Below are 22,304 nucleotides of genomic sequence, written 5' to 3'. Positions count from 1 at the left end.
TGCGCAATGTCAAGGCACCTCAAACAGCGGCTTCAGGTGCACATATTTAGGAGCAGTTTCGCAACTCATGATTTCCGGAAAATATTAGCTGGCTTGGGAACTTGATGGTGAAGACGCAACCGTTGCCCGTTTCTCATTCCGGACGCGTCTTCACCATCAAGCAGGCTCGATTCATCGTCAATCTCGAGCGAAAAGCACGCTCGGAGACAGTTTTAAACATATTATTGAGCCAAAAAGGCAAGTTTCTTCACTGGGTGAAAACCTTCCCTATAGTGGACCCTAATCCTCTGAGTTCTCTACTTCCTTGATTTTCGTTAGGTCCTTTTTGCTTTCAAAAGGACAACTGCAAGGTGCCAATTGCGCAAAAACACTTGCGTTAGATCAACGTCCTTCATCTACGCAACAGTACGATTGGGTTGATCGTGGGAGAGGTCTGTAAAAATGTCTACTACAATAGTTAGCAGTGAAGTGGAGAAGCTCGCTGAAATTCCCTTGCTTAAACGGTTGAGTACCGAGGCAAGAGAACAGCTGCTTCGGGGTGCCACCAAAAAATCTGTCTCGCGCGGTGAGATGATTTTTTTTCAGGATGATAAGGCAGATGCGTTCTTTATCGTGCTGGAAGGATGGGTCAAAGTTTTTCGCGCGACAAGCAGCGGTGATGAAGCCGTTGTAGGGGTTTTCACCCGTGGGCAAACCTTCGCTGAAGGTGCTGCCTTTACAAACTCAAACTATCCAGCCTCTGGTGAAGCGGTTACGGATAGTGTGGTGCTCTGCATTCCAGTGGCCCACCTGGCCAACTCAATCGCAGCAGATCCGAACATCGCGCTGGCAATGATGTCATCTTTGTCCATGCACCTGCATCAACTCGTGTTGCAGATTGAAGGGCTGAAGACGCATACGGGCGCACAGCGCGTTGCTGAATTCCTATTGAACCTCAGCACAGAGCCAGCTGGTTCCTGCACATTGGTGCTGCCTTACGATAAAGCGCTCATTGCCGGTCGCTTGGGCATGAAACCGGAAAGTCTGTCTCGTGCATTCCAGAAGCTGAAAAGCTATGGCGTCGAGGTCAAGCAAAACCGGGCGATCATTTCCAACGTTCAGGTTCTGCGCACATTGGTAGAGCAGGAACGCACAGTGGTTATGCATTCAAGCCACGGCTAAGACATTGCGATAATTGAATTTACTCGTTCGCCTGTTCCAAGGGAGTTATCCCTCATAGGCCTGTTTGATGAACGTGCCAAGATGTTGTAGCTCCTCTCCTCGCGGCGAGCTTTTTCGCCACACAAGCGCTATCTCTCTTGGCAATGCCTTATCTACATCGATGAGGCATACATCATAATTATCTGTCAGTCCGGCAGTGATTGCGACGTCAGGCAGAAGCGTTGTTCCCAGCCCTTCCGCCACCATACCCACCAGAGTGGAGAGGCTCGTCGCTTCAAATGAGCTATCTTGAACCGGGCCATCAGGTAAAAATGCAGACAGGGCATGTTGTTGTAAACAATGCCCTTTTTCCAACAACATCATTTTGGTATCTGTCAGGTCCTGCCCGTCTACATGTTGCCGGTTCGCAAGTGGGTGTTGAGGTGTGACGGCCAGTTTGTATCCATCTTCAAACAATGGAAAATGAACAAGGTCGCCTATCTCAAATGGAAGCGCTAACAAAACCGCATCCAGATATCCGCTCTGCAATGCCGCCAACAGATCATGGGTAATGCCTTCTTTGATAAAGAGGCGAAGGTCCGGAAATTTTTTCCGAAGCTGCGGCATAATCCCGGGAAGCAGATAAGGTCCAACTGTAGAGATCACACCCAGTTTCATGTCTCCAGACAGGAACTTTGAGTTCGCCGCAGCAAAATCTACAAAGGCTTTTGTATCAAGCAGAATGTGACGCGCACGATCAGCCAGAAAGTTGCCCAGTGGTGTAATAGTGACAGAACGCTTGGTTCTTTCTGCCAGATGAACACCAAGGTTCTGTTCCAGCTCTTTAAGCGCTGTGCTTAGAGCGGACTGACTCACATTACATTTTTCTGCTGCCCTGCCAAAATGCTGTTCCTCAACAAGGGCGACCAGAAACTCCAACTGGCGAAGGCTTGGTAGATGACTCATATGATTTTTAGATCACTGTATTATTATTAATCAATTTCACTAATTAACATAGATCGATATTCTGCATTTATCAAATCAATTGAGCCCGAGGAAAATAAATGTCAGAAGAAACTATCATCACATTGCCGCAGCTGAACACACCAGCACCAGATTTCACGGCCCCAACAACAGATGGCACGAAATCACTGAGTGATTACAAAGGCCAATGGCTGGTTCTCTTTTCGCATCCAGCGGATTTTACGCCTGTCTGCACAACCGAATTCATTGCTTTTGCGAATGCAGCAGAAGATTTTGGCAAGCTCAATACAGCATTGCTTGGCCTGTCTATCGACAGTCACTACTCACACATCGCCTGGATGCGAAACATCGAGGAGAAGTTTGGCGTTCACATCCCCTTCCCGATCATTGCTGACCTTTCAATGGAGGTCGCCAAAGCCTACGGCATGATCCAACCCGGAGCCTCAGACACTTCAGCTGTTCGCGCAACTTTCATTATTGATCCTGAAGGAATTCTGCGGGCGATGGTTTACTACCCAATGACCAACGGGCGTTCAGTTGATGAGTTCCTACGCTTGATCAAAGCCTTGCAAACATCTACCGAACACGGTGTTGCGACTCCCGAAAACTGGCAGCCTGGTGACAAAGTAATCGTGCCTCCGCCAGCAACAGCGGATCTGGCTGAAACACGTAAATCAGCTGGTTATGAATACGTTGACTGGTACTTCTCTAAGAAAGATGTGCCTGCTTAATACGAAACCTGAGACGGAGTTCAGGTGATCAAATTGCCTGAACATCTCACTCAAAAATCAGAGTTATCTCAGAGCAGCCCTTGTAGGCTGTGTGGGCAAATCTCGTAGCACTGCAACTCTTTGGTTGGCGAAGCCACGAGTTAAGCCAATTTCTTGCAGATAGCTGACCAAGTGCTGCGCAAGAGCATGCTCACAGCCAATTACCGGTGCAAGTTTACATCCCGCAGGAGCGCTCTCCATAATTTTGGAGATATCTTCCTGGCCGTGTAAGCCTCCACTGGCAAACAGCGGAACAACGACTGCATCTTCGGAAAGTGTCAGGACAGCCTTCTCGACGAAGGGTTCCTCGGAGAGGAATGCCACGCGAAGTTGCTTGTAACCGTAACGACTTTCCAGACGCTCTTTGAGTTGAAGCGCGCAAAGCCGTGATTCCGGTCCGACTGTCGAGCCATGGGCAACGATCAGCACTTCCCGGTCGAGTTCCGGCTTTAACAACGTGCTTTTGCTGTTTGGTGCCAGAGTACTTTGAATACTCTGTGAAACCAGATCAGGTAGGAAGGGCAATACACCAAGCGGGGGTAACAGCTTGATATACTGCCCGTCTCGGTTCAGATTTTGCCATGCACCTTCTTTCTGTTGTTGCAGGTTTGGGTCCAGCCCCAATCGGCGAGGCAGGACTGTTTTGCAGAAGTAGCCGTTACTTAAGAGGAGAGGAAGCACAAGCACACGCTCGTGCGGGAGGCTTTCGACTACTTCCTGTAGTGGCGGGGTTCCTTTCATCACCCCACTCACCACATCCAGTTCGGGCAGTAAGGGCGCCAGAGCATTCTTCAGGCGCACGTGGCCTGGTGTATTGTCGGCGCCCTTGCCGCCCAAATCGCCATGAGCAGCAAGAACAAGTGCCAGGTCGCTAGTGGCTTGTACCAGCGGAGAAGGTGATCTTGTTCCAGACATTGTACTTTCCAGATGGCTTACTCATTGGAATGCGCTTCACTTCTTCAAGCGTTTTCGCATCATAAATGATGATCATGCCGTCATTTTCCCAGATAGAGAGAATGGCGTGGCTGCCATCACGGTCAAACTCGATATGAGCAGCGGTTTTACCCGGGAGCGGTTTCAGCGTCTTTACGATCTCAAGCGTTTCTTTATCGATCACGTACATCTGGTCCTTGTTTGGACCAAAGAACACGTCCGCCCAAGCGTACTTGGAGTTTTCGTGAGATCGCATGAAGAAGCCCGGACCCGCCGTATCAAGTGTCTTCAATACGGACCAATTGGACATGTCGATCACAGAAATCTTGCTCTCGCTCAGATGCGGCGTCACCATCACTGGTTTCCCCTGCCACTCCCAGCTGATGCCGGAGCCTAGATGCGGGAAGCCGGGTAGATCGATTTTGGCAATGGTCGCGCCTTCATCCATGTCCACCACAACACCGCTCTTCCCGTCACGAGACGATCCCATCAGGTGTTTGTAGGACTGGTCGAAGAAGAAATCGTCCATCGGCGCATCAACCTGAATACGGCGCAGGGCGAACAAACCTTCAGATGTTGGTTTCGCACCATCCTTGCCGTAGTTCTCGGCATCGACATAGGCATCAAACTCAGGCTCTGCCTTTGGATTGGTCGCCACTTCCCAGACTTCAGGCACATCCTTCATGGCAACAACAAAGCTGTCACGTTCTGGTGCTTGATAAACTGCAGAAACACGTGTGGTTTCGCCGCCCAAAGACTCTGCATCAAAGATCTTCTCAACGGTGAGGTCCTCAGCAGACAACATCACCAGAGAATGTGGCAGGTAGTTTGCCAGTGCGATGTGCTTGCCATCGCGGGAAAGCGCGATGTTACGGGCATTGATGCCGCCGCGCACTTCGCCAACCACTTTCAGCGCCCACATATCGTACTTGGTGATCCAGCCATCACGGGACATGAAGAACACGTAGTGTCCGTCCGGTGTGAACTTAGGGCCGCCATGCAGTGCAAACTGGGTTTTGAAGCGGGTGAGCGGTTCAAACGTATCGCCATCCATGACGGTGGCATAGTGATCACCAGTCTCAACGACCACAAACAGGTTCAGCGGATCGGATTCATAAACCGGCTTTTCAACGGGCTTGTAGTCCTCGTTGAACACACGGGTCGCATTGATTTCCTCTTCACCCCAAACCGGCATCGCACCCAATGGAGTCTTTACCAGATTCACCAGATCAGCAACCTGCTGATCGTTGAGCTGATCCCCAAAAGCTGGCATCTGGGTGTGGACACGACCATCCTTGATGGTCGACGTCGCAGCACTTACGCGCAGACGCTTCAGGCTTTCCGGAATGAGCGCAGGGCCAATGCCGCCTAAGCGGTCACCACCATGACACTCCGCACAAAGCTCCTGATAGGTGCCCTTTGTGGCATCAGAGACCGGATAGAGCTCAAGCTTTTTACCGCGTGCTTCCGCAGCGCCTGCCAACATGCAGGTTGCCAGCAAAACTCCGGCGAGTTTAGGCATAAACGTGTTTGGCTTCATGACGAGCTCCCCGGAATGGTGTTGTTTCAACGCGCTGGTGGTTTGCATCCCCAAGGCCGATCTCTTCATCCGTCAGGTAACAGGATGGATCTTCCGCCCAAGGGTCGCCCGTTAGCTGCAGCGCGCGTACGCGCGTGTTGCCGTTACAGATGTTGAAGTATTGGCAAGATCCGCAGCGACCTTTGATCTGGCGCGGGGTCTGCTTCAAACCAGCCATGACCGGATCGGATACATCCTGCCAAATCTCGGAGAACTTGCGCTCTTTCACGTTGCCGATTGTGTAGTGCCACCAGAAGCTGTCCGGATGCACTTTGCCGGTGTTATCGATGTTGCCGATGTTTACACCAGAGGCGTTGCCACCCCAGCGCTCCAGCATATCTTCCAGATAACCAGCTTTTTCCGGCATGTTCTCACGCACCCACTGCAACAGGTAGATGCCATCCGCATCGTTGTTGCCGGTCACGTATTCGTTGGACTTGCCAGCCAGCACATCTTCCCAAGCCTTTTCAATCAGGTGGGTCATGGCTTTACGGGTCACGTTCAGGTGCGCATCTTCGCCACGGTTCTTGTTGCCGCGTCCTGCGTAGACAAGGTGAGACAGGTAGATTTTGTCTACTTTCTCGCGAGCGCACAAGTCCAGATAGTCATCGAGCGTATCGGCGTTGTCTTCTGTCAATGTAAAGCGCAGGCCAACCTTCACGTTTTCCTCGCGCAGGTAACGCACTGCTTGCAAGGACAGGTCAAACGCACCATCCATGCCGCGGAAGTCATCATGCACTTTGCCGATGCCATCCAGTGAGATGCCAACATAGTCGTAACCGATCTCACCAATCTTACGCGCCATATCTTTGTCGATAAGCGTGCCGTTGGTGGACAGGGCGGTATAGAAGCCAAGCTGTTTGGCGTGGGCCGACAGCTCCAGCATATCCGGGCGCATCAGCGGCTCACCACCAGAGAAGATGATAACCGGGACGCGGAAGCCCTTCAGGTCATCAATAACCTCATAGGCCTGCTTGGTTGAAAGCTCGCCGGGAAAATCTACATCGCCTGAGGTTGTATAACAGTGCTTGCACTTCAAATTACAACGGCGGATCAAGTTCCAGATAACAACCGGACCAGCAGGTTTACGCGCTGGTGGAAGTGGATACGGATCCGCTAGAGCTTTGAGATAATGGGTCAGACGAAACACGCGGGCTCTCCCCTCTGCGACGAAGTCTAAGTCCTGTTTTTTTCAGGGTTTTTGTCGAAAACAGGACATCATTTCCATTGCATGATGTCCCTATGAGCGCCTCTATTTCCTTGACTAAAGTCAGACACTCTTCGCGAGTCTTTCCATGCACCATGGCAAAGACATTGTACGGCCATGTGGGTAGCCATCTTGGGCGCCGATAGCAGTGGGACACAAAGTCCAGAGAACCCATCATTTGTCCAATGCGTTCAACGTCCTCATCAACGATATTCCAAACGGACATACCGTTGGCACGCATGCCAAGGGCGCGATGATTTGGCACAGCCGCAATACGACGAATTGCACCGTTTTCTTTCATGGAAGCAACGCGTTCCAGCACCAGTTCTTCACTCACGCCAAGCTGGTGGGCAATCTGCGCGTATGGCTCGGAAACTAGCGGCAAACCTTCTTGCAGCGCAGCCACCAGAGCACGGTCAAATTCGGAGAATTCGTCGATATTATGCGTGCTCATACTGGAACCTTAAACTCAATGAAAAACTCGCGCTCTTTCGGGAATAGCCGGACCGGGATTCCGGTCAGCTCTTCAATGCGTTTCCCACAACTCTCAATTTCGTCAGGGGTTTCCGTGGCAAGCACGAACCACATGTTCAGCTCGTGATCACGGGCATAGTTGTGCGCCACCTCTTCCAACGAGTTCACCTGTTCAGTCACCTCGTCATAGCGCTCTTCCGGCACGGCCATGGCACACAGGCAGAACGCCCCGCCCATTTGAGCGATGTCGAACATAGGCCCGAAACGAGTGAGTATACGCGTCTTAAGCAGCCATTTCAGGCGTTCAAGCAGCAAGTCTTCCGCAATGCCCAGTTCCTCTGCAACCGCTGCATACGGCTTGGAGACAACCGGTAGACCATCTTGCAAGCGGTTGATCAGCTTGCGGTCCAGACCATCCAGATGCACCTTGGCAGGTTCATTGAGGTGGGCAATATCTGTGCTCATGCACTTACTCCAACACTGCGAGACAGGCGGGCACCACGTTGCTTGAAGCACTTGGTGGAGAACAGCACATCGCTGCTCATCACATGCTGCGTAGCCATGGTAGAGAGCCGGTTGATGACCTCCAGCGCCTCTTCACGACTGTTCGCATGGGTCATGGTGTACAAGTTGTATGGCCAAAGCGGCATCTCTCTGTTGCGCTGGTAGCAAAGGCTCACCATCGGGTCAGCAGAGAATGTGGCACCAACGTCATCAATATGCTCATCACGAACATTCCAGACCGTCATCGCATTCGCCTTGTAACCGATGGACCGATGCCGCACGACCACACCGAACCGGCGAATGATGCCAGCATCCTGTAACACCTTCAGCCTTTCAAGCACGGAGGTTTCCGAGCGACCCAGCTTCAACGCAATGCGCAGGAACGGGCGGTCCGAGAGCGGAATGCCATCAGACAGCTTTTCCAGCAGGTCGATATCACCCGGTTCCAGCACTGACATGTCTACAGGAGGAAGCACGGGGGTCTTCTTTTCCAGCCGCTGCTCTGTCAAAGAAAACCCCAGATCTAAATGGAAAGCCTTTTCCATCCGAAAAGCATGAACCACCAGATTGGTGTTCTGCTCAATACGGGCGAGCGTGGCCTCTAACGTCACCCGATCCCGTTCAACAACCACGAACCAGATATTGAGATCATTCTCACGCAGGTAGTTATGATTGACCCCCGGCTCATCGTTGATGAGCTGCGCTGCCGTTTCCACAAAGTGTGGAGGTGCAGACACGGCAGCCAGACAACTTGCGCTCACTGTATTTGGAGCCAGTACCGCGCCAATGCGCGAAATAACGCCGTTTGCGACCAGCCGTTCGTAACTGCTGATCGCGTCTAAAGCGTCCACCCCGGTTTCCCGGGCTATGAGATTGAATGGCTTAGGAACAAGCGGGAAATTATGCTGCCACTTGTCCACCAATACAAGATCAATATCACTCAGCTGTGCGCTCATATCGCAAACTCCCCAATCGCTCGGGCGGCCAGCGCCGCCCTGGGAAAGCCGGGGGCTAAAGCCCCAGCTGGTGTGCACGTGAAGTAAAGAAGATGCCGCTTGGTTTTTCCGCTGGCAGAACTTCTTTCAGGGAGAAATCCGTTGTGTCGTAGACATGAATTTCATTCTTGTCACGAACGGACATCCAGACTTCGTTGCCGCGTGGAGTGAACTCCATATGCAACACGCCCGGCCCCGGTTTCATCGTTTTGATGATCTTGCGTTCCAAAATGTCGATCACCTGAATGGTGTCGTTGTGTGGAGGCGCAAAGTTTACCCAGATCTGACGACCATCAGGACGTGCCATGGCAAACACCGGCTGGCCATGCACTTTCACACGATCAACTTCAGTGAAATCACGCTCATCCATGAACAGAACTTCGTGGCGACCAATTGCTGGCAGTGCGTACATGCCATTGGCTTTCGCCCAGCCTTCCAGATGCGGCATCTTGTAGACCGGAAGAGGCTCTTCCCCCTTGCCGTAACCATCCATGATGCGCTCAACCTTCAGCGGCTCTTTCCAAAGGTCAACATGGGCAAGACCGTCTTCACCAAACAAACCAACGATGTAGTGGCGGCCATCACCCGTGACCAACGCGTCGTACGGGAAAACACCAATGTCTTCGAGTTTGGTAATCTCAGGCTTCAGGCTCTTGGAATAGTCCAAAATCCATGTTTGCTCACCATCCCAAAGGGAAAAGGCAAAGCGACGACCGGGCAGATCTACGAGTCCAATGGTCTTCGACTGATTGCCCACTTCGTCATAAATCGCAGGCACTTCGGAGACCAGCTCCAGAGTTTCCGCATCAAATACATTCACGCCGCCCGGTTTGTAGTTGGCGACTGCGATCAGCTTGCCATCATCAGAGATAGCACCACCGATGGAGTTGCCAGCTTGCATGACGCGGCCGACCAGCTTGCCGGTGAGCATATCCACTTTGGACAGGCCACCATCGCGGCCAAACACGTAGGCATAACGCTCATCTCGCGAGTAAACGACGGAGGCGTGTGAGAGGTTGCCCAAACCCTCTACCTGAGCCAGCACAGTACGGTCTGTGCTTTCGACAATCAGGGCTGTTCCTGTGGCTCGTTCGATAATCAGACCCAGATCGCCCGTGGCGCGCAGGTCGTCAGAACTGGCTGCAGAAGCAAATAAAAGACCCGCACCTAAGGCTGCGGCAGCAAAAAACGTCTTCACTTGAATGCTCCTGTTTTAAGGCCTTCCGCAATGAAGGCCGCTTCAGTTTCGGTAAGGAAGCCGCGCCATGGAGGCATCGCTGTCCCTGGCAGTCCGCCAAGGATCACTTCCTGAATGACATCAGAGTCCATATGCTCCAGATTTTCTGGAAGAATTGGCCCACCAAGACCGCCCTCAAGCGTCAGACCGTGGCAGGACCCGCAGTCCTGCTGCACGAAATCTGTCAGCTTTTCGCGATCGATAATCTTGAGAGCCTCTTCGTCGGCGAGAGCTCCGATTGGCGCTCCAGTCAGCAACGGAAGCGCCAGCAACCCAGCCTTCAGAAAAGAACGCAGCGGGTTTTGCGCACTCCGCTCTGTCTTAGCCATTGATAACCTCCAGATGAGGTCTATCGCCCCATTTTGCCTCACTGCCGGAGAAGGACGGCAGCTCCAGAGAGTCTTTCAGACCTACAACATCACCAATCATGAACAGTGTCGGCGCTGGTAGTTTAGCTGCCTTGGCCTGCTCACCGATTGTGGTGAGTGTGCCGAACACTTTCTGCTCTTCCGATGTGGTGCCCTTCGAGATCGCAACAGCAGGCATATCTGCGGGCATGCCGTGCTCTACCAGCTTGGTAGAAATCTCGGCGATGGCAGCAAGGCCCATGTAGATCACAAGGGTGGTGTTAGGGTCCGCAAGGCTGGCCCAATCCAGATCGAGGGGTACATCTTTCTGGCAATGCCCGGTTACGTATCTAAGCCCCGTTGCAAGGCCGCGATGCGTGAGTGGTAGGTTTAGGCTTGAGGCACAGCCTTGCGCAGCTGTGATGCCTGGCACGACTTCATAGTCGACGCCGGCAATGACCAATTCAGCAGCTTCTTCACTGCCGCGGCCAAAAATAAACGGATCCCCACCTTTAAGGCGCACAACATGCTTACCTTCTTTGGCGAGATCAACGAGTAACTGGTTGATTTCTTCCTGAGGGATCGGATGGCTCTTTGGCTTCTTTCCGACAGGATAAAGAGCTGTCTTGGGCGGAACCAGATCCATAATTTCCTGAGAGACCAATCGATCGTAAACAACGACTTCAGCGTTCTGAATGCGCTTCAGAGCTTTCACTGTCAGGAGATCCGGATCACCCGGTCCTGCGCCAATCAGACTGACCTTACCAATGCCTCTCATAACTCATTCCTCAAATCGAAACTGGCGAAAATAGAGGGGCAATCCGCGCCCCTCTGGTGATCTGGAGTGTTGCCGAACCGATGTCTTTTAAGGTGTTAGAGACATAGAACTTGCCCCAAGGAGCAATCAGGGGTTCGTCTTTGATGGCACCTTCGTAATTGAGAGTGTTGTCATCAAATGCTGCTGGCTTCTTACGAGCGCTTACAGCCACGGCGCTGACTGCGCATTTCTGCGCGATACTGGCCAAAAAACGGAGAATTGATTTAAACGACACCATAAACTCCAATAGAAACGAACCTTACCCGGCATCGTTATGTAAGCTTGCCCTCGAGCTTCTTACATTGACCATCGTCAAGTTATTGTGAGCGCCTCATGAAAGGCTATTATTTGCATATTTTTCAATAGGTTGATGTGTGTAGAAATTTCACTGAATTGCAACCGCATGTGGTGATATCCCAGCTAAATTGACATAGGTCACGCGCAGGCAAAAAATACGTAGACTTCCCACAAAAAATAATCGTTCTAAAAAGGAGAAAGAGATTCCGTTTCAGGTATTTACTTCCTGACAACGGCAAGTTGGCACCCACCCAGAGCTGCACGGAGTGCGCGGTTAGGGAATAAACGTAAAGTCAGATTGGAACCAACCTTTTTACCTAACGGAACCTTAACCCCGTTGCCAAGCAACGTTTCCACCACTCCCCCATCCTCAGTAGTTTGAAATCAAAGCCAACAAGCACTTGAGTGCTGCCGACGTGAGGAACCGCTACATGAGTGAGGCGAAGCCCTTTTCCTTCCTGAGCCCTATCAAAAACCCGCCAGCTTACGTAATGGATCCTGAAAAAAAGCATCTGGAAATTACTCTGGATGTTGAATACGACACCAACAATGTTTTCAGCTTTGAAAAGCCTCACAACGTCCCAACCTACACCCGGGTCTTCACAAGCGATCTTACCAAAGAGGCTGGAAACACTCTGACCGGCCCAACCATTGAGATCAGACCGGGTTCAAAGCTGCAGATCCACACACACAACAAATTACCGGAACAGGACCAGACCGAGCCGGATGACATCAACTTCCCTTACGGGTTCAACAACTACAACATCCATACACACGGCCTGCACGTGACGCCAGAGTCGCCCGGAGATAACGTCTGCATGACCATTCGTCCCGGCGAGGAATACGATTACGAGTACGATATTCCGGCGGATCATCCTCCGGGGGTCTACTGGTATCACCCGCACAAGCACGGGTCCGTGGCCTTGCAGGTTGGCAGCGGCATGGCTGGTATGATTATCGTGCGTGGCGCGTTTGATGATCAGCTCAAGGAGATGGGTGTGAAGGAATACTGCATGGTGTTCCAGAACATTGCCGTCAACGCTGAGGGCAAGGTGGAGGACCAGAAGCAGGTCGCCAAGTTCCCCAACAGTGAATACAACATCACCGTCAACAGCCAGTACTGCCCGATCATCAAGGTAAAACCGGGAGAGCTGATCAATCTGCGCCTGTTGAACGCGACCACACGCTCATCGATCAACTTCGAGTGCCCGTTCTTCGGGCAGATGTTTATTTACGGGTATGATGGCAACCCAACTGACAACTATCGCAGACAGGGGGGCATCAGCCTTGCCCCAGCAAACCGCGCGTCTATCCTGCTGAAAATCAGCGAGGCGGCCACTCCGGGCGCGTTTTATTATGTGCAGAATGACTCAGTCGAGTATCAGTTCATCCCGCACTACAAGTACCACAACAACCCACCGCTCTTTGCCATTGAAGTGGAACGCGGCGAGGAGATCGGTGCCGCGATCTACATGCCGAGTGAACCTGCTGACCGCACCACTCCACCTCCATTCCCAGAGAGCCTTCGTGGTGGACTGCTGGAGCCAATTGGCCCTGAAGAAGTCACCAACAAGCGCACGCTGACCTTTCAGGCAAACACGCTGGACAATCCCGAGAAATACTATCGAGGGGTGAACGTCACCATTGACCACGGCCAGTTTGGCGGTTGCGAGGTGGTCAATCACTGGGTCCAGCTGGACGCGGTGGAAGAGTGGACGCTGGAGAACGAAAGCGAGTTTCCGCATCCCATCCATATCCATGTGAACCCCATGTATGTCTTTGAGATTCAGGGCGAGGACCCTCTGGATTACACCCTGGAACTCCCATTCTGGGCAGACACCATTCAGGTTCCACCTCATGGGCATGTGAAATTCCGCATGCGCTTCAAAGACTTCGTCGGCAAGTATCCTTTGCACTGCCACCTGCTCTACCATGAGGACGGCGGCATGATGCAGCACGTGAAAGTCGTCAGAGATCTGAAAGAAAAAGACGACTGGAACAACAACCAATAGCGGCCCGAGACAACATCAGGTTCACATGACTGAGGTACACGGCATCAGCCCTGACAACGAGCGGAAGCCAAAACGAATGCGCAGCTTTTCTCTGAGCCATTTTCTGCTTACCAACCCTATTGGTTATGGAGTGATGCTCGTGCTTCAGCTGGCTGTGGTCGCGATGATCACGCGGCCCGACACCCTTCATGTATTTGAAGTTGCTTTCGTTCTCGCCATATTCTTTGCAGGCATGGTCAGCCTGCAAAATGCAGGTATGCCCAGCTACCTCTTCACGTATTTCTGGAGCGGGTTTGTTTATGGCGGGCTCGGTATGATTTTAGGCCACCAGATCGACCTGTCCATTGATCAGAACCTGGCAATGCAACAGATGAACAGCCTGACACTAGCTGCTGTTTATCTGAACTGGATGACCCTCATCATGGTGGGCGCCTGTATTGTAACTTGCTTTTTCGCGGATCACTGCAAAGGGCATCCGGCTTCCAAAAGCGCAAAAACCTTCATACACGTCTTCGCAATTTCCATGATGATGTTTGGCGTTTACGTAGGCCATGCACTCAACCTGATACTGCACCGGAACACGTTTGACCGGTTCTATCTACAAGTCCTTGCCATGAGCATCTTCTTCACTATCGGCTATTACTGCGCTCTCAAGTGTCATGACTTGCTTCGCGACAGAAAGAAGGCCTGAGTGGCCCTCTTTCCTTTTGCTTACCCAACCTTCTGCGGTGCTGAGTACCGCTTCTCCAGCTGTGCCTGTATCATCTCAAAGACAAAACTCACCGCCCAGTAGATGAGCGCGGCGCTGATCAACATCTCAAAGTGTTTGAACTCGGAGCGCCCAAGCGTCCGTGCCAGATACATGAGTTCCATAATGCCCATGGCAGACACCAGCGAACTGTCCTTAAGCATAGAGATGAAGTTGTTGCCCGTTGGCGGAATGATGATGCGGATTGCCTGAGGCAAAACCACCTTCCACATGATCTGCCAGGGCTGCAAGCCCAGAGCGGCGGCGGCTTCTGACTGTTGCCGTGGAACCGCCTGTATGCCACCTCGGAAAATCTCCGTCATATAAGCCCCGTAACTGAGCGACAAAGCCAGAATACCTGACGGGATTGCATCCAGCGTAATGCCAAGTTGCGGCAAGCCCAGATAAATCAGATAAACCTGCAACAACAACGGCGTACCGCGAAAAAACGAGACGTAGAACGTTGAGGCCGCATAGGCTGGACCTGAGTTGGACAGACGGGCAAGTGCGCCAGCAAATGCCAGCAAGCTGGCGCAAATGATGGACGCAAACGAGACAAAGAGCGTGTAGAACAGCCCCTTGTAAAGCAGGATCGGCAACCGCTCGATAATGAACGGAAACGACAGGTCAAACGAGTAGAAGAACCCCAGAAACAGCGCCAGAAGCTGCGCCCAGTAGATCGGCACTTGCACCTTCATTGGCAATTTGGAGACGAACACTACGTCTGCTGTGATCACGGCAGAAATCGCGAATGCGGCCAGCACGGAAGCGGTATCAGGGGCCACATCAAGGTTCAGAAGAGTCGTCAGGTATTGCCCAACGCTGCTCAGATCAAACGCCATGAGCAACGCCGCCAGTACCGCGAAGAAAACCAGGCGCCGGGAGGGCGCATGGCTAAACAGGTTCACAAGCAGTGTCATAGGACCAGCCGCACTAGTGCGTCGTGGTTACAAGGTCAGCCCCGAACCACTTTTGGGAAAGCTCAACCAGGGTACCGTCTGCCCGCATTTCCTCAATGATTTCGCCGACTTTCTGAGAAAACTCAGGGTCATCACGAGACGTCACAACGGCCAAAGGCTCAAAGAACACCGCTTCTCCCAGAATACGGATCGGATAGTTCGCCTTGATTGCTTCCAGAATGGTTGGGACCGAAGTGATACCAGCATCCAGACGCTTGCCATCTCCCAAACGCAGGTCATCCAGAACGTTGCTGTCAGCCTCATAGGTGCGGACCTCACCCGGTGTCACGGCGAACTCGAACGCAGGAGAATAAGCAGCGTCCAGCTCCAACTCGTGCTGAAGATAGTACTCGAAGGTTGAACCTGTGCTGGCCCCGATGCGCTTGCCATTCAGCTCCGAAACCGTTTCATAAGACGCGTCCTTGTGCACGTAAAACGCAGCAGGCGTGTAATAGTAAACTGCTGGAAAATCGAGCACTTTCGCGCGGGCAGGTGTTGGCGTCATGGAACCGATGGACATCTCCCAGCGCCCGCCCCACTTGCCGGATGTAATGGCCTCCCAAGCCGGGTTCAGGAACTCTGCCTTTGCGCCCATACGTTTGGCGACTTCCTTTGAAACATCAATGTCATAACCTTCAAACACACCATTAGCATTCAGGAATGAAGCTGGCGGATATCCGGAGTTGGTCGCGACGCGGATCACCTTGCTCTCCATGACGCGGTCCATCACTTCGCCGGAAAATGCGGGTTGAGATAAGGCCAGCAAAGACACGCTGACAACCGGGCCAATACTCGCGATTGATTTAATAATATTCATTTACCCCTCCAAATAATAATATTATCCGAGTGATCCTAGGCAACAGAACCAAGGTAAACAAGAGATTCTCATTTATTCATATATGAATACATTTCAGTTTCACTGAGTGAAATCCATAAGGCTAATCTATTTATTCTTTTGATTGCCCACTTATTAGACAGTATGCGCGATGACTCATAATAGTCATCGCGCATACATCTTCATCTATTGGTATTGAACCGTGCTGCCTTCTGCGATGACATCAAGACCTGCTTCATGCCTCTCCATCGCCTGCACCAGTTTCCAGATCGGTTCAAGGAACAGCCCAAACGTGGAGTGATGAATGGGCAGGACGCGTTTTGGCTTCAGGCGATCCACCATGTCCACCACATCTGCGGCATCCATGCTGATCTTCCCAAGAGCGCCCGTCACACCCACCCCGCCAACATGTGGCACAAGAACGTCAATGGCACCAAGGGCTTGGACTTTGGCCATCACATCATCTACCGGGAAGGTATCGCCAGTCCAGTACATGGTCCTGCGATAATCACCGGCCACGAACTCAAAGAAGTACCCATTGCCCGGTCCGAGGATCTTCAGGATCTCCGCATTCTCAGAATGCTCAGCGGGAACTGCCGTGATGGTGATCTGACCAGACTTAGTCGGGAACACCATTTGCTCGCCCCATGGCAGAGCGGTGATATTGGAAAAGCCCTTCTTTACAAGCACTTGTTTGTCGTGCTCTGTCGTGATCATCGCCATGTCAGAAGCGATTTTCGCTTCTGCTGCTGCATCAAAATGGTCTGGATGGGAATGACTGATCAGTGTTGCAGTCACCGCTCCAAGATCAAACGCAGGTAACGCCCCAAATCTTGGCTGCGGTTTGATGTTGGGTCCCTTGGCGAGATCAAACATCTCATTCGGGTTCGGCATCACAATTGCCTGCTTCCCAACGCCAAAGGCTGGATCTGTGAGGAACGTCACTCCATCAAAGCTGATGAGCATTGTAGCGCCGCCAAGCCACTGTATCTGCAGCGTTTCCTCTGGCGAGTCATTCACTGTGGCATGCGCCAGTACGGGCAAACCAACGGCAGAAACCAGTGCTGTTGTTCCACTCAAACCAAGAAATTTCCGTCTGTCCATCTTGTCACCTATCTCTATATGGAGCATAGGGCTAGCAAACTCTGAGCGGCTGGAGTATTCAGATAATACTGTCATCACTAAACGATATAATTGCATAATGACGAACATCATCCAGTTGCAAACCTTCGTTGACGTCGCCCGCCTGAACTCCTTCACTGAGGCCGCAGAGCAACTGAGTATTCCCCGTTCAACGGTCACAGCTCGCGTGCAAGCGTTGGAGGAGCGGCTCGGCGTACAACTGCTTCACCGCACCACACGGCGGGTTTCTTTGACGCTGGAGGGTGAACGGTTTTTGCAGCAGTGCGAGCCAGCCTTGGAGGCGCTTCTACAAGCTGAAAGCGACCTGCTAGAGAAAGACGAACTCTCTGGAAACATTCGCCTTTCCGTCCCAACAGATTATCCGGTAGAAACGTTAGAAGCGCTGCTGAACAGCTTTGGCAAGCTGCATCCCAAGGTCTCGTTTTACGTTGATATGAGCGACAGTCCGGTGGATCTCGTGGCAGATCACTTCGATCTTGCCATCCGCGCGCGGCATCCGGGAGAAGAAACCCTGATCGCGCAGCGCTACACTTATGACCCTGTTGGACTATTCTCTCGCAAACCGCACAAACTCATCACAGGAGACAACATTGCCTCCTTTGCTCTTCGAGACCCGGGAGGCTTTCTAGCTGAGTTCTCGGTGGGTACAACCTCCACTCATACGATAGAGACCACCAACTTCCGTTTGACCAAACAACTCGCATTATCAACGGATTGCGTTGCTGTGCTGCCAATTTCACTTTGTGAGCATGAGGTAGAACAAGGCCGTTTACATCACCTAAAAACCACGCTGCAGATTTCTGAGGTACCGCTTTACATTGTAACCCCAGCCCGAAAGCACAGACCGAAACGCACGCGGGCTTTTATCCAACACATCATAGAGTGCGCAAAAGCCCACCGGTAAGACCAAATGGCTTATGGGCGCAGGCCGAGCAATTCGTTAGTATCCCCGCAGATTTTGAGTGATCGATTGCATTGGACGAGAGAGTATGGCGCAGGAAACCCTTTTAAAAGAACGGCTTGATGGTGTTTTGAGAATTACACTCAACCGCCCGGACAAACTCAATGCTCTCTCGCCAGAGATGCGGCAGGACCTGCTGACCGCGCTGAACCAAGCTCACACCAACCCTGAAGTGCGCACGGTTATCCTCACAGGCTCTGGCCGCGCCTTTTGTACCGGACAGGACCTCAATGACATTCTGCCCGACAGCACTGGAGAGAAGCCCGATCTGGGTGATGTTCTAATCCAGCATTACAGCCCGATTATTCACGCAATCCGCCAGATGGAAAAGCCTGTTTTGTGTGCTGTGAACGGCGTTGCCACGGGTGCTGGCGCAGGTCTCGCCTTTGCCTGCGATATGGTTTTTGCAGCTAAAAGCGCAAAATTCATCCACGCTTTCAGCAAGTTAGGCCTTGTACCCGGAGCTGGTGCGTCCTTCCACTTGCCGCGGATGGTGGGCGAGGTGCGAGCTAAAGGGCTGATGCTGACAGGCATGCCGCTGACAGCAGACCGCGCAGCGGATTGGGGCCTGATCTGGGAAGCCATTGAAGATGACCTACTCCAGGGCGAAGTACTAGATATTGCAACTAAACTTGCAAAAGGCCCAACATCGGCTTATGCCATGACCAAACACCTCATTCATGCATCAGCTGATAGCACGTTGGAAGACCAGCTTGTGCGGGAAGCGGAGATGCAGCGAAGGGCTGGAAATTCGGAAAACCATGCCGAAGGCCTGAACGCGTTTCTTGAAAAGCGCTCACCTATTTTCAAATAGCGCCTGCGTCCCACTCGAATGGTTGCGGCGTTTCCCAAAACCATAATTGCGGAGAAATCTATGGGCATTATTGCAGTGGATCATGTTCAGATAACCATGCCAAAAGGTGAAGAGGAAACAGCGCGCGCCTTCTTTGTCGGGCTGTTAGGTTTCGTTGAAGTCGAAAAACCTGCGTCTTTACAAGGCCGTGGCGGAGCCTGGTTCACCGCTGGCAGCGTTAACCTGCATGTTGGCGTGGAAGAGCCATTCACCCCAAACAAGAAAGCTCATCCTGCCTTTCTGTTTGATAATCTTCAGGAAACCATCGATCGCCTCGCCGCTGCAGGTGCCGTGTTGAAAGATGACAAGCCATTGCCAGGCTACATCAGAAAGTTCACTGAAGACCCGTTTGGTAATCGCATAGAGCTGATGCAGAAGACGGGCTAACTGCTGGCGCCGCGCGCCAGAATAGAATTCAAATTTCTGCTTTAGACATTGATAAATAAACAGAAAATCTTCGAGTTTTCGAAAACCTCACGATATCCTGTGTGTGTTAGAGGGTGAGTTACTCAAGCAAGCTCACCTCGGCACAGGAGTCCCCGCAGATGACCATTCTCAGTTTGCAGCACTTCAACCTTCCAATCGCCCCTGACGGGGATAAGCTCGCGCGTGAGTTTTATGTAGACTTGCTGGGCTTTGAAGAGGTTGAGCGACCTGAGAGCATACGGCACCGGTCAGGTGGTTGGTTTTCCGTGGGTTCTGTCAATTTGCACCTGACCGTGCAAGACCCGTTCGTCGCCAACAAGGTGGGGCATCCGGCTTTCGTGGTGGATGATATCATCAAACTCACACAGCACCTGCGGGATGCGGGCTATGAGGTTTCAGAGGACCCGACCTTCATTGGCTTCCTGAGAAGAACCACCCATGACCCCTTCGGCAACCGCGTTGAACTGATGCAGCCCGAAGACATGGTGCAGCACAAGCTATAGCTTTTTCAGCTCCTGAAGCAGTGCGTTGGTAAGGCCAAGCAGCTTGCCTTCCGGCAGAATATCATCGTGGTTCCACGTCAGCGCGACTTGCCAGTGTGTTCCATTCAAACCTTTGAGATCATAAGTAAAATTCAGAACACCGATCTCGCTGCCAGCCTTGAATGCAACGCGTTGCCAATCCGTCTTTTCCGCAAGGCCAGGATTGAATTGCATCGCCTTGTCATCTGCAATTTCGCCAATCACATCACAAAGTTCTTCTGCGCTTGCATACCATTCCACTCCGGTGAGGTATGGGTCTGCCACATCCTCAATCGCCGGCAGAGGGCGTTCCTCAATTTTCTCCAGAATTTTCCGCCGCTTAGCAACATCCGCCTGACCGTATTTATCAGCAAGAGCACGATCCGCCTTGAGTTGATAGAACTGGCGAGATGTCAGGAACGGCGTCCGTTCTTCGCGTGTTTCCAGTGCCTTAGTGCCGATGAGGTTGAGAACAACATCAGCAGCGGAATTGTCAGAGGCCGCCATCATATGCTGTGCAACCACCTGCAGGGTCACCAATCCACCGCTCATTTTGGCGTAAAGACTGCTAACCGGATGGGATTCCAAGTCTTTTTCCAGTCGAATCTTCTGGTTCCACTTCAGCTCACCGCCTTTCACACGGCGCACCAGTTCCTGCATCACAAACAGCTTGTAAGCTGGGCCAATCGCCAAGGGCTGATCTGCATTTTTGCTGAAAAATTCTACACCATCTTTGCGAATGAGAAGGCTGGACGTTCCTGTGATCTCTTGCATCAGAGACAGGCACTCATCAACGTTTTCTACCTGATACAGCGCGGGCTTAATAAATAAGCCTTTGATTTTGCCGGATCTTTCCCGCTCCAACAGGACAACGATCTTAAAGTGCGTTGTTTTGACGAGAAATGCGTTTTTTCGCGTTTCTTTACTGATTTCTTGCGCTGCTCCGTAAGCGGCAAGTGCATCCTCCAAAGACCGTTTCAGCCCATGCTCTCCAACCAGAGAAAGGAAGCCGGTTGAGAACATGGACAGGTCGTCCCCGTTGTCATTCCAGAGTAGAAACAGCAGGTCCATATCAGACGTGTTGCGCAGCGCAATCATCTCCGGCGTGATCCGCTTGGCGGGAGAGAGGTTCTCCAACGCATCCTTTAGGCTCAGGATTGGATCAAGAAACATCTCTTTCAGGGTGCGCATTTCAAATCGCCTCAGGTCAGCCAGCTGGGAATCGTCCCTCTTCTCTTAAAGAGAGCGCATGAGATTGGCAAAGCCTGTCTTCTTTCTTTAGCAAAAAGCCACAGTTGGGCAACCTGAGAGGCGGATACTTAGTCGCCTCAGAACAAATCATACCTCGCTCTATAACCAAGCAGATCTGCCAGAATAAACCGGGCTCGGAAGCTGTTAGGTTTGGCCCGCATGCCCTTTCGCAGATTCCCGAGCACTCCAAGAGGTTGGTATTGTGGAGATCAGTGTCGTTCTTCCGGTTCACAATTGCGGCAAATATCTGCTGCCCGCATTGCAGAGCCTAAAGTACCAGAGCTTCCCTCATTTCGAAGTGCTGATGATCAATGACCACTCCTCTGATGGATCAGAGGACGTGTGCGCAGACATTGCCACTGTCGATGACCGGTTCAAGCTGCTGCACTCCCCTCATTTCGGAATGGCTGGCGCTCTTAATTTTGGCATCACGCAGGCCAGTGGAGTGTACATCGCCCGTATGGATGGCGACGATCTGTGTAGACCAGAGCGGTTTGCCAAGCAGATTGAGTTTTTGAAAGAAAACCCCGACATCTCATTCCTTGGCACCTTTGCCGACCACATCAACGACCATGATAAAGTCACAGGATCCTTTGAGTTCCCCGAGGATGATTTCGAGATCAAAGCGCAATTGGATCGCGGCCAAAACACCTTCGTGCACCCATCCATGATGATGCGTCGCCGTGCGCTTGTGGAGCTTGGAGGCTATCGCGAGATCTTCAGTATCTGTCAGGACTATGACCTCTGGTTAAGGGCACAGGACAGATACTCCTTTGCCAACCTGCCAGAGCGGCTTGTTGCCTATCGCGGTTTTCCGGACAAGCGTGATCTGACCAACAGATTCTGGAAGCATTTTTACATCACACGCCTTGCAGAGATCAGCGTGCAGCAACGCCGCGCCGGGCATCGTGACCCGGTGGATCAGATGGCAGATGAATTTGATCTGGAAGCCATAGATGAACGCCTTGTTCGCGAGCGCCTCATCTCCGTACGGCAAGACTATTACTGCAACAAAAAGGCCTTCGTGGATCGTAAGCCATTGAACTCCATGGATATCGATCAGGTCAAAGCCTTCCTGCTCAACAACAAGGAAAAGTTCAACAAAAAAGCCCTGGGCCATGCCTTCGGGCTTCTGTTTGATCAGGCCATGCGGATTGAAGACACCGAGAGCGCAGAGATTCTCTACAAACTCCAACACGAAATCTCAAAGAGCAGGCACCTCAAGTCCCTGCTCTCCAAACCCAACAAATTCGTCAAATATGCATTGAGGAAGCGACTGGAAGAAGAAGCATAGCCTAGCTATGCCTCTTC

General features: G+C 52.0%; 24 protein-coding genes. 9 read left to right on the top strand and 15 right to left on the bottom strand.

Translation table 11 applies throughout. From position 1 onward, the window contains the following. Positions 1–441 precede the first annotated feature (441 nt). The gene (locus PsAD26_RS10615) at positions 442–1,161 is read left to right on the top strand and encodes a Crp/Fnr family transcriptional regulator (RefSeq protein WP_208980901.1); all 720 of its coding nucleotides are present in this window, start codon (positions 442–444) and stop codon (positions 1,159–1,161) included. Between the two features lie 45 nt (positions 1,162–1,206). On the opposite strand, the gene PsAD26_RS10610 is transcribed toward PsAD26_RS10615, so the two are convergent. Beyond that, the gene (locus PsAD26_RS10610; protein WP_063310362.1) at positions 1,207–2,106 is read right to left on the bottom strand and encodes a LysR substrate-binding domain-containing protein; all 900 of its coding nucleotides are present in this window, start codon (positions 2,104–2,106) and stop codon (positions 1,207–1,209) included. Positions 2,107–2,204: 98 nt separating this feature from the next. On the opposite strand from PsAD26_RS10610, the gene PsAD26_RS10605 reads away from it, so the two are divergent. After that, entirely contained in the window at positions 2,205–2,855 is a 651-nt protein-coding gene (locus PsAD26_RS10605) for a peroxiredoxin (RefSeq protein ID WP_057463305.1), read from the top strand. A 63-nt stretch (positions 2,856–2,918) separates the two neighbouring features. Here PsAD26_RS10605 and PsAD26_RS10600 read toward each other — a convergent pair whose 3' ends face one another. Genes PsAD26_RS10600 through PsAD26_RS10555 form a run of 10 tightly spaced genes read right to left on the bottom strand, consistent with a single transcriptional unit; the run spans position 2,919 to position 11,159 of the window. After that, positions 2,919–3,809, bottom strand: a complete 891-nt coding sequence (locus PsAD26_RS10600) for a CbiX/SirB N-terminal domain-containing protein (RefSeq protein ID WP_208985622.1) — start codon at positions 3,807–3,809, stop codon at positions 2,919–2,921. Beyond that, positions 3,766–5,367 carry a nitrite reductase gene (locus PsAD26_RS10595; RefSeq protein WP_244271741.1) on the bottom strand — a complete coding sequence of 534 codons (1,602 nt, stop codon included), beginning with the start codon at positions 5,365–5,367 and terminating at the stop codon, positions 3,766–3,768. The genes PsAD26_RS10600 and PsAD26_RS10595 overlap by 44 nt, the downstream gene beginning before the upstream one ends. Then, positions 5,342–6,556, bottom strand: a complete 1,215-nt coding sequence (gene nirJ, locus PsAD26_RS10590) for a heme d1 biosynthesis radical SAM protein NirJ (RefSeq protein ID WP_063292899.1) — start codon at positions 6,554–6,556, stop codon at positions 5,342–5,344. Before nirJ ends, PsAD26_RS10595 begins: the two co-directional genes overlap by 26 nt. Continuing rightward, entirely contained in the window at positions 6,492–7,067 is a 576-nt protein-coding gene (locus tag PsAD26_RS29685) for an AsnC family transcriptional regulator (protein ID WP_063310361.1), read from the bottom strand. Before PsAD26_RS29685 ends, nirJ begins: the two co-directional genes overlap by 65 nt. After that, positions 7,064–7,552: an Lrp/AsnC family transcriptional regulator gene (locus PsAD26_RS29680; protein ID WP_063310360.1), complete on the bottom strand. Its 489-nt coding sequence runs from the start codon at positions 7,550–7,552 to the stop codon at positions 7,064–7,066. The genes PsAD26_RS29685 and PsAD26_RS29680 overlap by 4 nt, the downstream gene beginning before the upstream one ends. Then, complete coding sequence (locus tag PsAD26_RS10575) at positions 7,549–8,547, bottom strand: Lrp/AsnC family transcriptional regulator (RefSeq protein ID WP_063302200.1); 999 nt, start codon at positions 8,545–8,547, stop codon at positions 7,549–7,551. Before PsAD26_RS10575 ends, PsAD26_RS29680 begins: the two co-directional genes overlap by 4 nt. Before the next feature lie 55 nt (positions 8,548–8,602). Continuing rightward, on the bottom strand, positions 8,603–9,784 hold the full coding sequence (locus tag PsAD26_RS10570) for a cytochrome D1 domain-containing protein (protein ID WP_084403634.1): 1,182 nt from the start codon (positions 9,782–9,784) through the stop codon (positions 8,603–8,605). After that, entirely contained in the window at positions 9,781–10,152 is a 372-nt protein-coding gene (locus tag PsAD26_RS10565; RefSeq protein WP_063310358.1) for a cytochrome c, read from the bottom strand. Before PsAD26_RS10565 ends, PsAD26_RS10570 begins: the two co-directional genes overlap by 4 nt. Further along, positions 10,145–10,948, bottom strand: coding sequence for a uroporphyrinogen-III C-methyltransferase (cobA, locus tag PsAD26_RS10560; RefSeq protein WP_063310357.1), 804 nt, complete (start codon positions 10,946–10,948; stop codon positions 10,145–10,147). The genes PsAD26_RS10565 and cobA overlap by 8 nt, the downstream gene beginning before the upstream one ends. Before the next feature lie 10 nt (positions 10,949–10,958). Next, positions 10,959–11,159 carry a hypothetical protein gene (locus PsAD26_RS10555; protein WP_063310356.1) on the bottom strand — a complete coding sequence of 67 codons (201 nt, stop codon included), beginning with the start codon at positions 11,157–11,159 and terminating at the stop codon, positions 10,959–10,961. A 556-nt stretch (positions 11,160–11,715) separates the two neighbouring features. On the opposite strand from PsAD26_RS10555, the gene PsAD26_RS10550 reads away from it, so the two are divergent. Both PsAD26_RS10550 and PsAD26_RS10545 read left to right on the top strand, forming a co-directional pair. Next, on the top strand, positions 11,716–13,296 hold the full coding sequence (locus PsAD26_RS10550) for a multicopper oxidase domain-containing protein (protein WP_063310355.1): 1,581 nt from the start codon (positions 11,716–11,718) through the stop codon (positions 13,294–13,296). 25 nt (positions 13,297–13,321) lie between these two features. Next, entirely contained in the window at positions 13,322–13,987 is a 666-nt protein-coding gene (locus tag PsAD26_RS10545) for a hypothetical protein (protein ID WP_063310354.1), read from the top strand. Between the two features lie 20 nt (positions 13,988–14,007). On the opposite strand, the gene PsAD26_RS10540 is transcribed toward PsAD26_RS10545, so the two are convergent. The 3 genes from PsAD26_RS10540 to PsAD26_RS10530 all read right to left on the bottom strand — a co-directional run bounded on the left by PsAD26_RS10540 (position 14,008) and on the right by PsAD26_RS10530 (position 16,942). After that, the gene (locus PsAD26_RS10540) at positions 14,008–14,964 is read right to left on the bottom strand and encodes an amino acid ABC transporter permease (protein ID WP_063310353.1); all 957 of its coding nucleotides are present in this window, start codon (positions 14,962–14,964) and stop codon (positions 14,008–14,010) included. A gap of 13 nt (positions 14,965–14,977) precedes the next feature. Next, positions 14,978–15,820 carry a transporter substrate-binding domain-containing protein gene (locus tag PsAD26_RS10535; protein WP_063310352.1) on the bottom strand — a complete coding sequence of 281 codons (843 nt, stop codon included), beginning with the start codon at positions 15,818–15,820 and terminating at the stop codon, positions 14,978–14,980. Positions 15,821–16,024: 204 nt separating this feature from the next. Then, on the bottom strand, positions 16,025–16,942 hold the full coding sequence (locus PsAD26_RS10530; RefSeq protein WP_208985621.1) for an MBL fold metallo-hydrolase: 918 nt from the start codon (positions 16,940–16,942) through the stop codon (positions 16,025–16,027). 97 nt (positions 16,943–17,039) lie between these two features. Between PsAD26_RS10530 and PsAD26_RS10525 the strand changes: the two genes are divergently transcribed. From PsAD26_RS10525 to PsAD26_RS10510, 4 genes are all read left to right on the top strand, one after another. Further along, complete coding sequence (locus tag PsAD26_RS10525; protein WP_063310350.1) at positions 17,040–17,885, top strand: LysR family transcriptional regulator; 846 nt, start codon at positions 17,040–17,042, stop codon at positions 17,883–17,885. An 85-nt stretch (positions 17,886–17,970) separates the two neighbouring features. Then, on the top strand, positions 17,971–18,756 hold the full coding sequence (locus PsAD26_RS10520; protein WP_063310349.1) for an enoyl-CoA hydratase-related protein: 786 nt from the start codon (positions 17,971–17,973) through the stop codon (positions 18,754–18,756). Between the two features lie 60 nt (positions 18,757–18,816). Continuing rightward, the gene (locus PsAD26_RS10515) at positions 18,817–19,182 is read left to right on the top strand and encodes a VOC family protein (RefSeq protein ID WP_063310348.1); all 366 of its coding nucleotides are present in this window, start codon (positions 18,817–18,819) and stop codon (positions 19,180–19,182) included. Positions 19,183–19,340: 158 nt separating this feature from the next. Beyond that, positions 19,341–19,724, top strand: coding sequence for a VOC family protein (locus tag PsAD26_RS10510; protein ID WP_063310347.1), 384 nt, complete (start codon positions 19,341–19,343; stop codon positions 19,722–19,724). On the opposite strand, the gene PsAD26_RS10505 is transcribed toward PsAD26_RS10510, so the two are convergent. Continuing rightward, entirely contained in the window at positions 19,719–20,933 is a 1,215-nt protein-coding gene (locus PsAD26_RS10505) for a serine hydrolase (protein WP_063310346.1), read from the bottom strand. The genes PsAD26_RS10510 and PsAD26_RS10505 overlap by 6 nt on opposite strands. Positions 20,934–21,195: 262 nt before the next feature. On the opposite strand from PsAD26_RS10505, the gene PsAD26_RS10500 reads away from it, so the two are divergent. Beyond that, positions 21,196–22,287 carry a glycosyltransferase family 2 protein gene (locus PsAD26_RS10500; RefSeq protein WP_063310345.1) on the top strand — a complete coding sequence of 364 codons (1,092 nt, stop codon included), beginning with the start codon at positions 21,196–21,198 and terminating at the stop codon, positions 22,285–22,287. The last annotated feature ends 17 nt before the right edge of the window (positions 22,288–22,304 follow it).

The organism is Pseudovibrio sp. Ad26 (assembly GCF_001623285.1).
In the GTDB taxonomy this organism is placed as follows: Bacteria; Pseudomonadota; Alphaproteobacteria; order Rhizobiales; family Stappiaceae; genus Pseudovibrio; species Pseudovibrio ascidiaceicola.
The sequence above is the reverse complement of the archived record's forward strand: the minus strand, read 5'-3'. Positions and strand labels throughout refer to the sequence as shown.

Bases quoted from the DNA above. Each gene is read 5' to 3' on its own strand.
- PsAD26_RS10615 (WP_208980901.1), top strand. From the start codon at position 442: ATGTCTACTACAATAGTTAGCAGTGAAGTGGAGAAGCTCGCTGAAATT.
- PsAD26_RS10610 (WP_063310362.1), bottom strand. From the start codon at position 2,106: ATGAGTCATCTACCAAGCCTTCGCCAGTTGGAGTTTCTGGTCGCCCTT.
- PsAD26_RS10605 (WP_057463305.1), top strand. From the start codon at position 2,205: ATGTCAGAAGAAACTATCATCACATTGCCGCAGCTGAACACACCAGCA.
- PsAD26_RS10600 (WP_208985622.1), bottom strand. From the start codon at position 3,809: ATGTCTGGAACAAGATCACCTTCTCCGCTGGTACAAGCCACTAGCGAC.
- PsAD26_RS10595 (WP_244271741.1), bottom strand. From the start codon at position 5,367: ATGAAGCCAAACACGTTTATGCCTAAACTCGCCGGAGTTTTGCTGGCA.
- PsAD26_RS29685 (WP_063310361.1), bottom strand. From the start codon at position 7,067: ATGAGCACGCATAATATCGACGAATTCTCCGAATTTGACCGTGCTCTG.
- PsAD26_RS29680 (WP_063310360.1), bottom strand. From the start codon at position 7,552: ATGAGCACAGATATTGCCCACCTCAATGAACCTGCCAAGGTGCATCTG.
- PsAD26_RS10575 (WP_063302200.1), bottom strand. From the start codon at position 8,547: ATGAGCGCACAGCTGAGTGATATTGATCTTGTATTGGTGGACAAGTGG.
- PsAD26_RS10565 (WP_063310358.1), bottom strand. From the start codon at position 10,152: ATGGCTAAGACAGAGCGGAGTGCGCAAAACCCGCTGCGTTCTTTTCTG.
- cobA (WP_063310357.1), bottom strand. From the start codon at position 10,948: ATGAGAGGCATTGGTAAGGTCAGTCTGATTGGCGCAGGACCGGGTGAT.
- PsAD26_RS10550 (WP_063310355.1), top strand. From the start codon at position 11,716: ATGAGTGAGGCGAAGCCCTTTTCCTTCCTGAGCCCTATCAAAAACCCG.
- PsAD26_RS10545 (WP_063310354.1), top strand. From the start codon at position 13,322: ATGACTGAGGTACACGGCATCAGCCCTGACAACGAGCGGAAGCCAAAA.
- PsAD26_RS10540 (WP_063310353.1), bottom strand. From the start codon at position 14,964: ATGACACTGCTTGTGAACCTGTTTAGCCATGCGCCCTCCCGGCGCCTG.
- PsAD26_RS10535 (WP_063310352.1), bottom strand. From the start codon at position 15,820: ATGAATATTATTAAATCAATCGCGAGTATTGGCCCGGTTGTCAGCGTG.
- PsAD26_RS10530 (WP_208985621.1), bottom strand. From the start codon at position 16,942: ATGGACAGACGGAAATTTCTTGGTTTGAGTGGAACAACAGCACTGGTT.
- PsAD26_RS10525 (WP_063310350.1), top strand. From the start codon at position 17,040: ATGACGAACATCATCCAGTTGCAAACCTTCGTTGACGTCGCCCGCCTG.
- PsAD26_RS10520 (WP_063310349.1), top strand. From the start codon at position 17,971: ATGGCGCAGGAAACCCTTTTAAAAGAACGGCTTGATGGTGTTTTGAGA.
- PsAD26_RS10515 (WP_063310348.1), top strand. From the start codon at position 18,817: ATGGGCATTATTGCAGTGGATCATGTTCAGATAACCATGCCAAAAGGT.
- PsAD26_RS10510 (WP_063310347.1), top strand. From the start codon at position 19,341: ATGACCATTCTCAGTTTGCAGCACTTCAACCTTCCAATCGCCCCTGAC.
- PsAD26_RS10505 (WP_063310346.1), bottom strand. From the start codon at position 20,933: ATGCGCACCCTGAAAGAGATGTTTCTTGATCCAATCCTGAGCCTAAAG.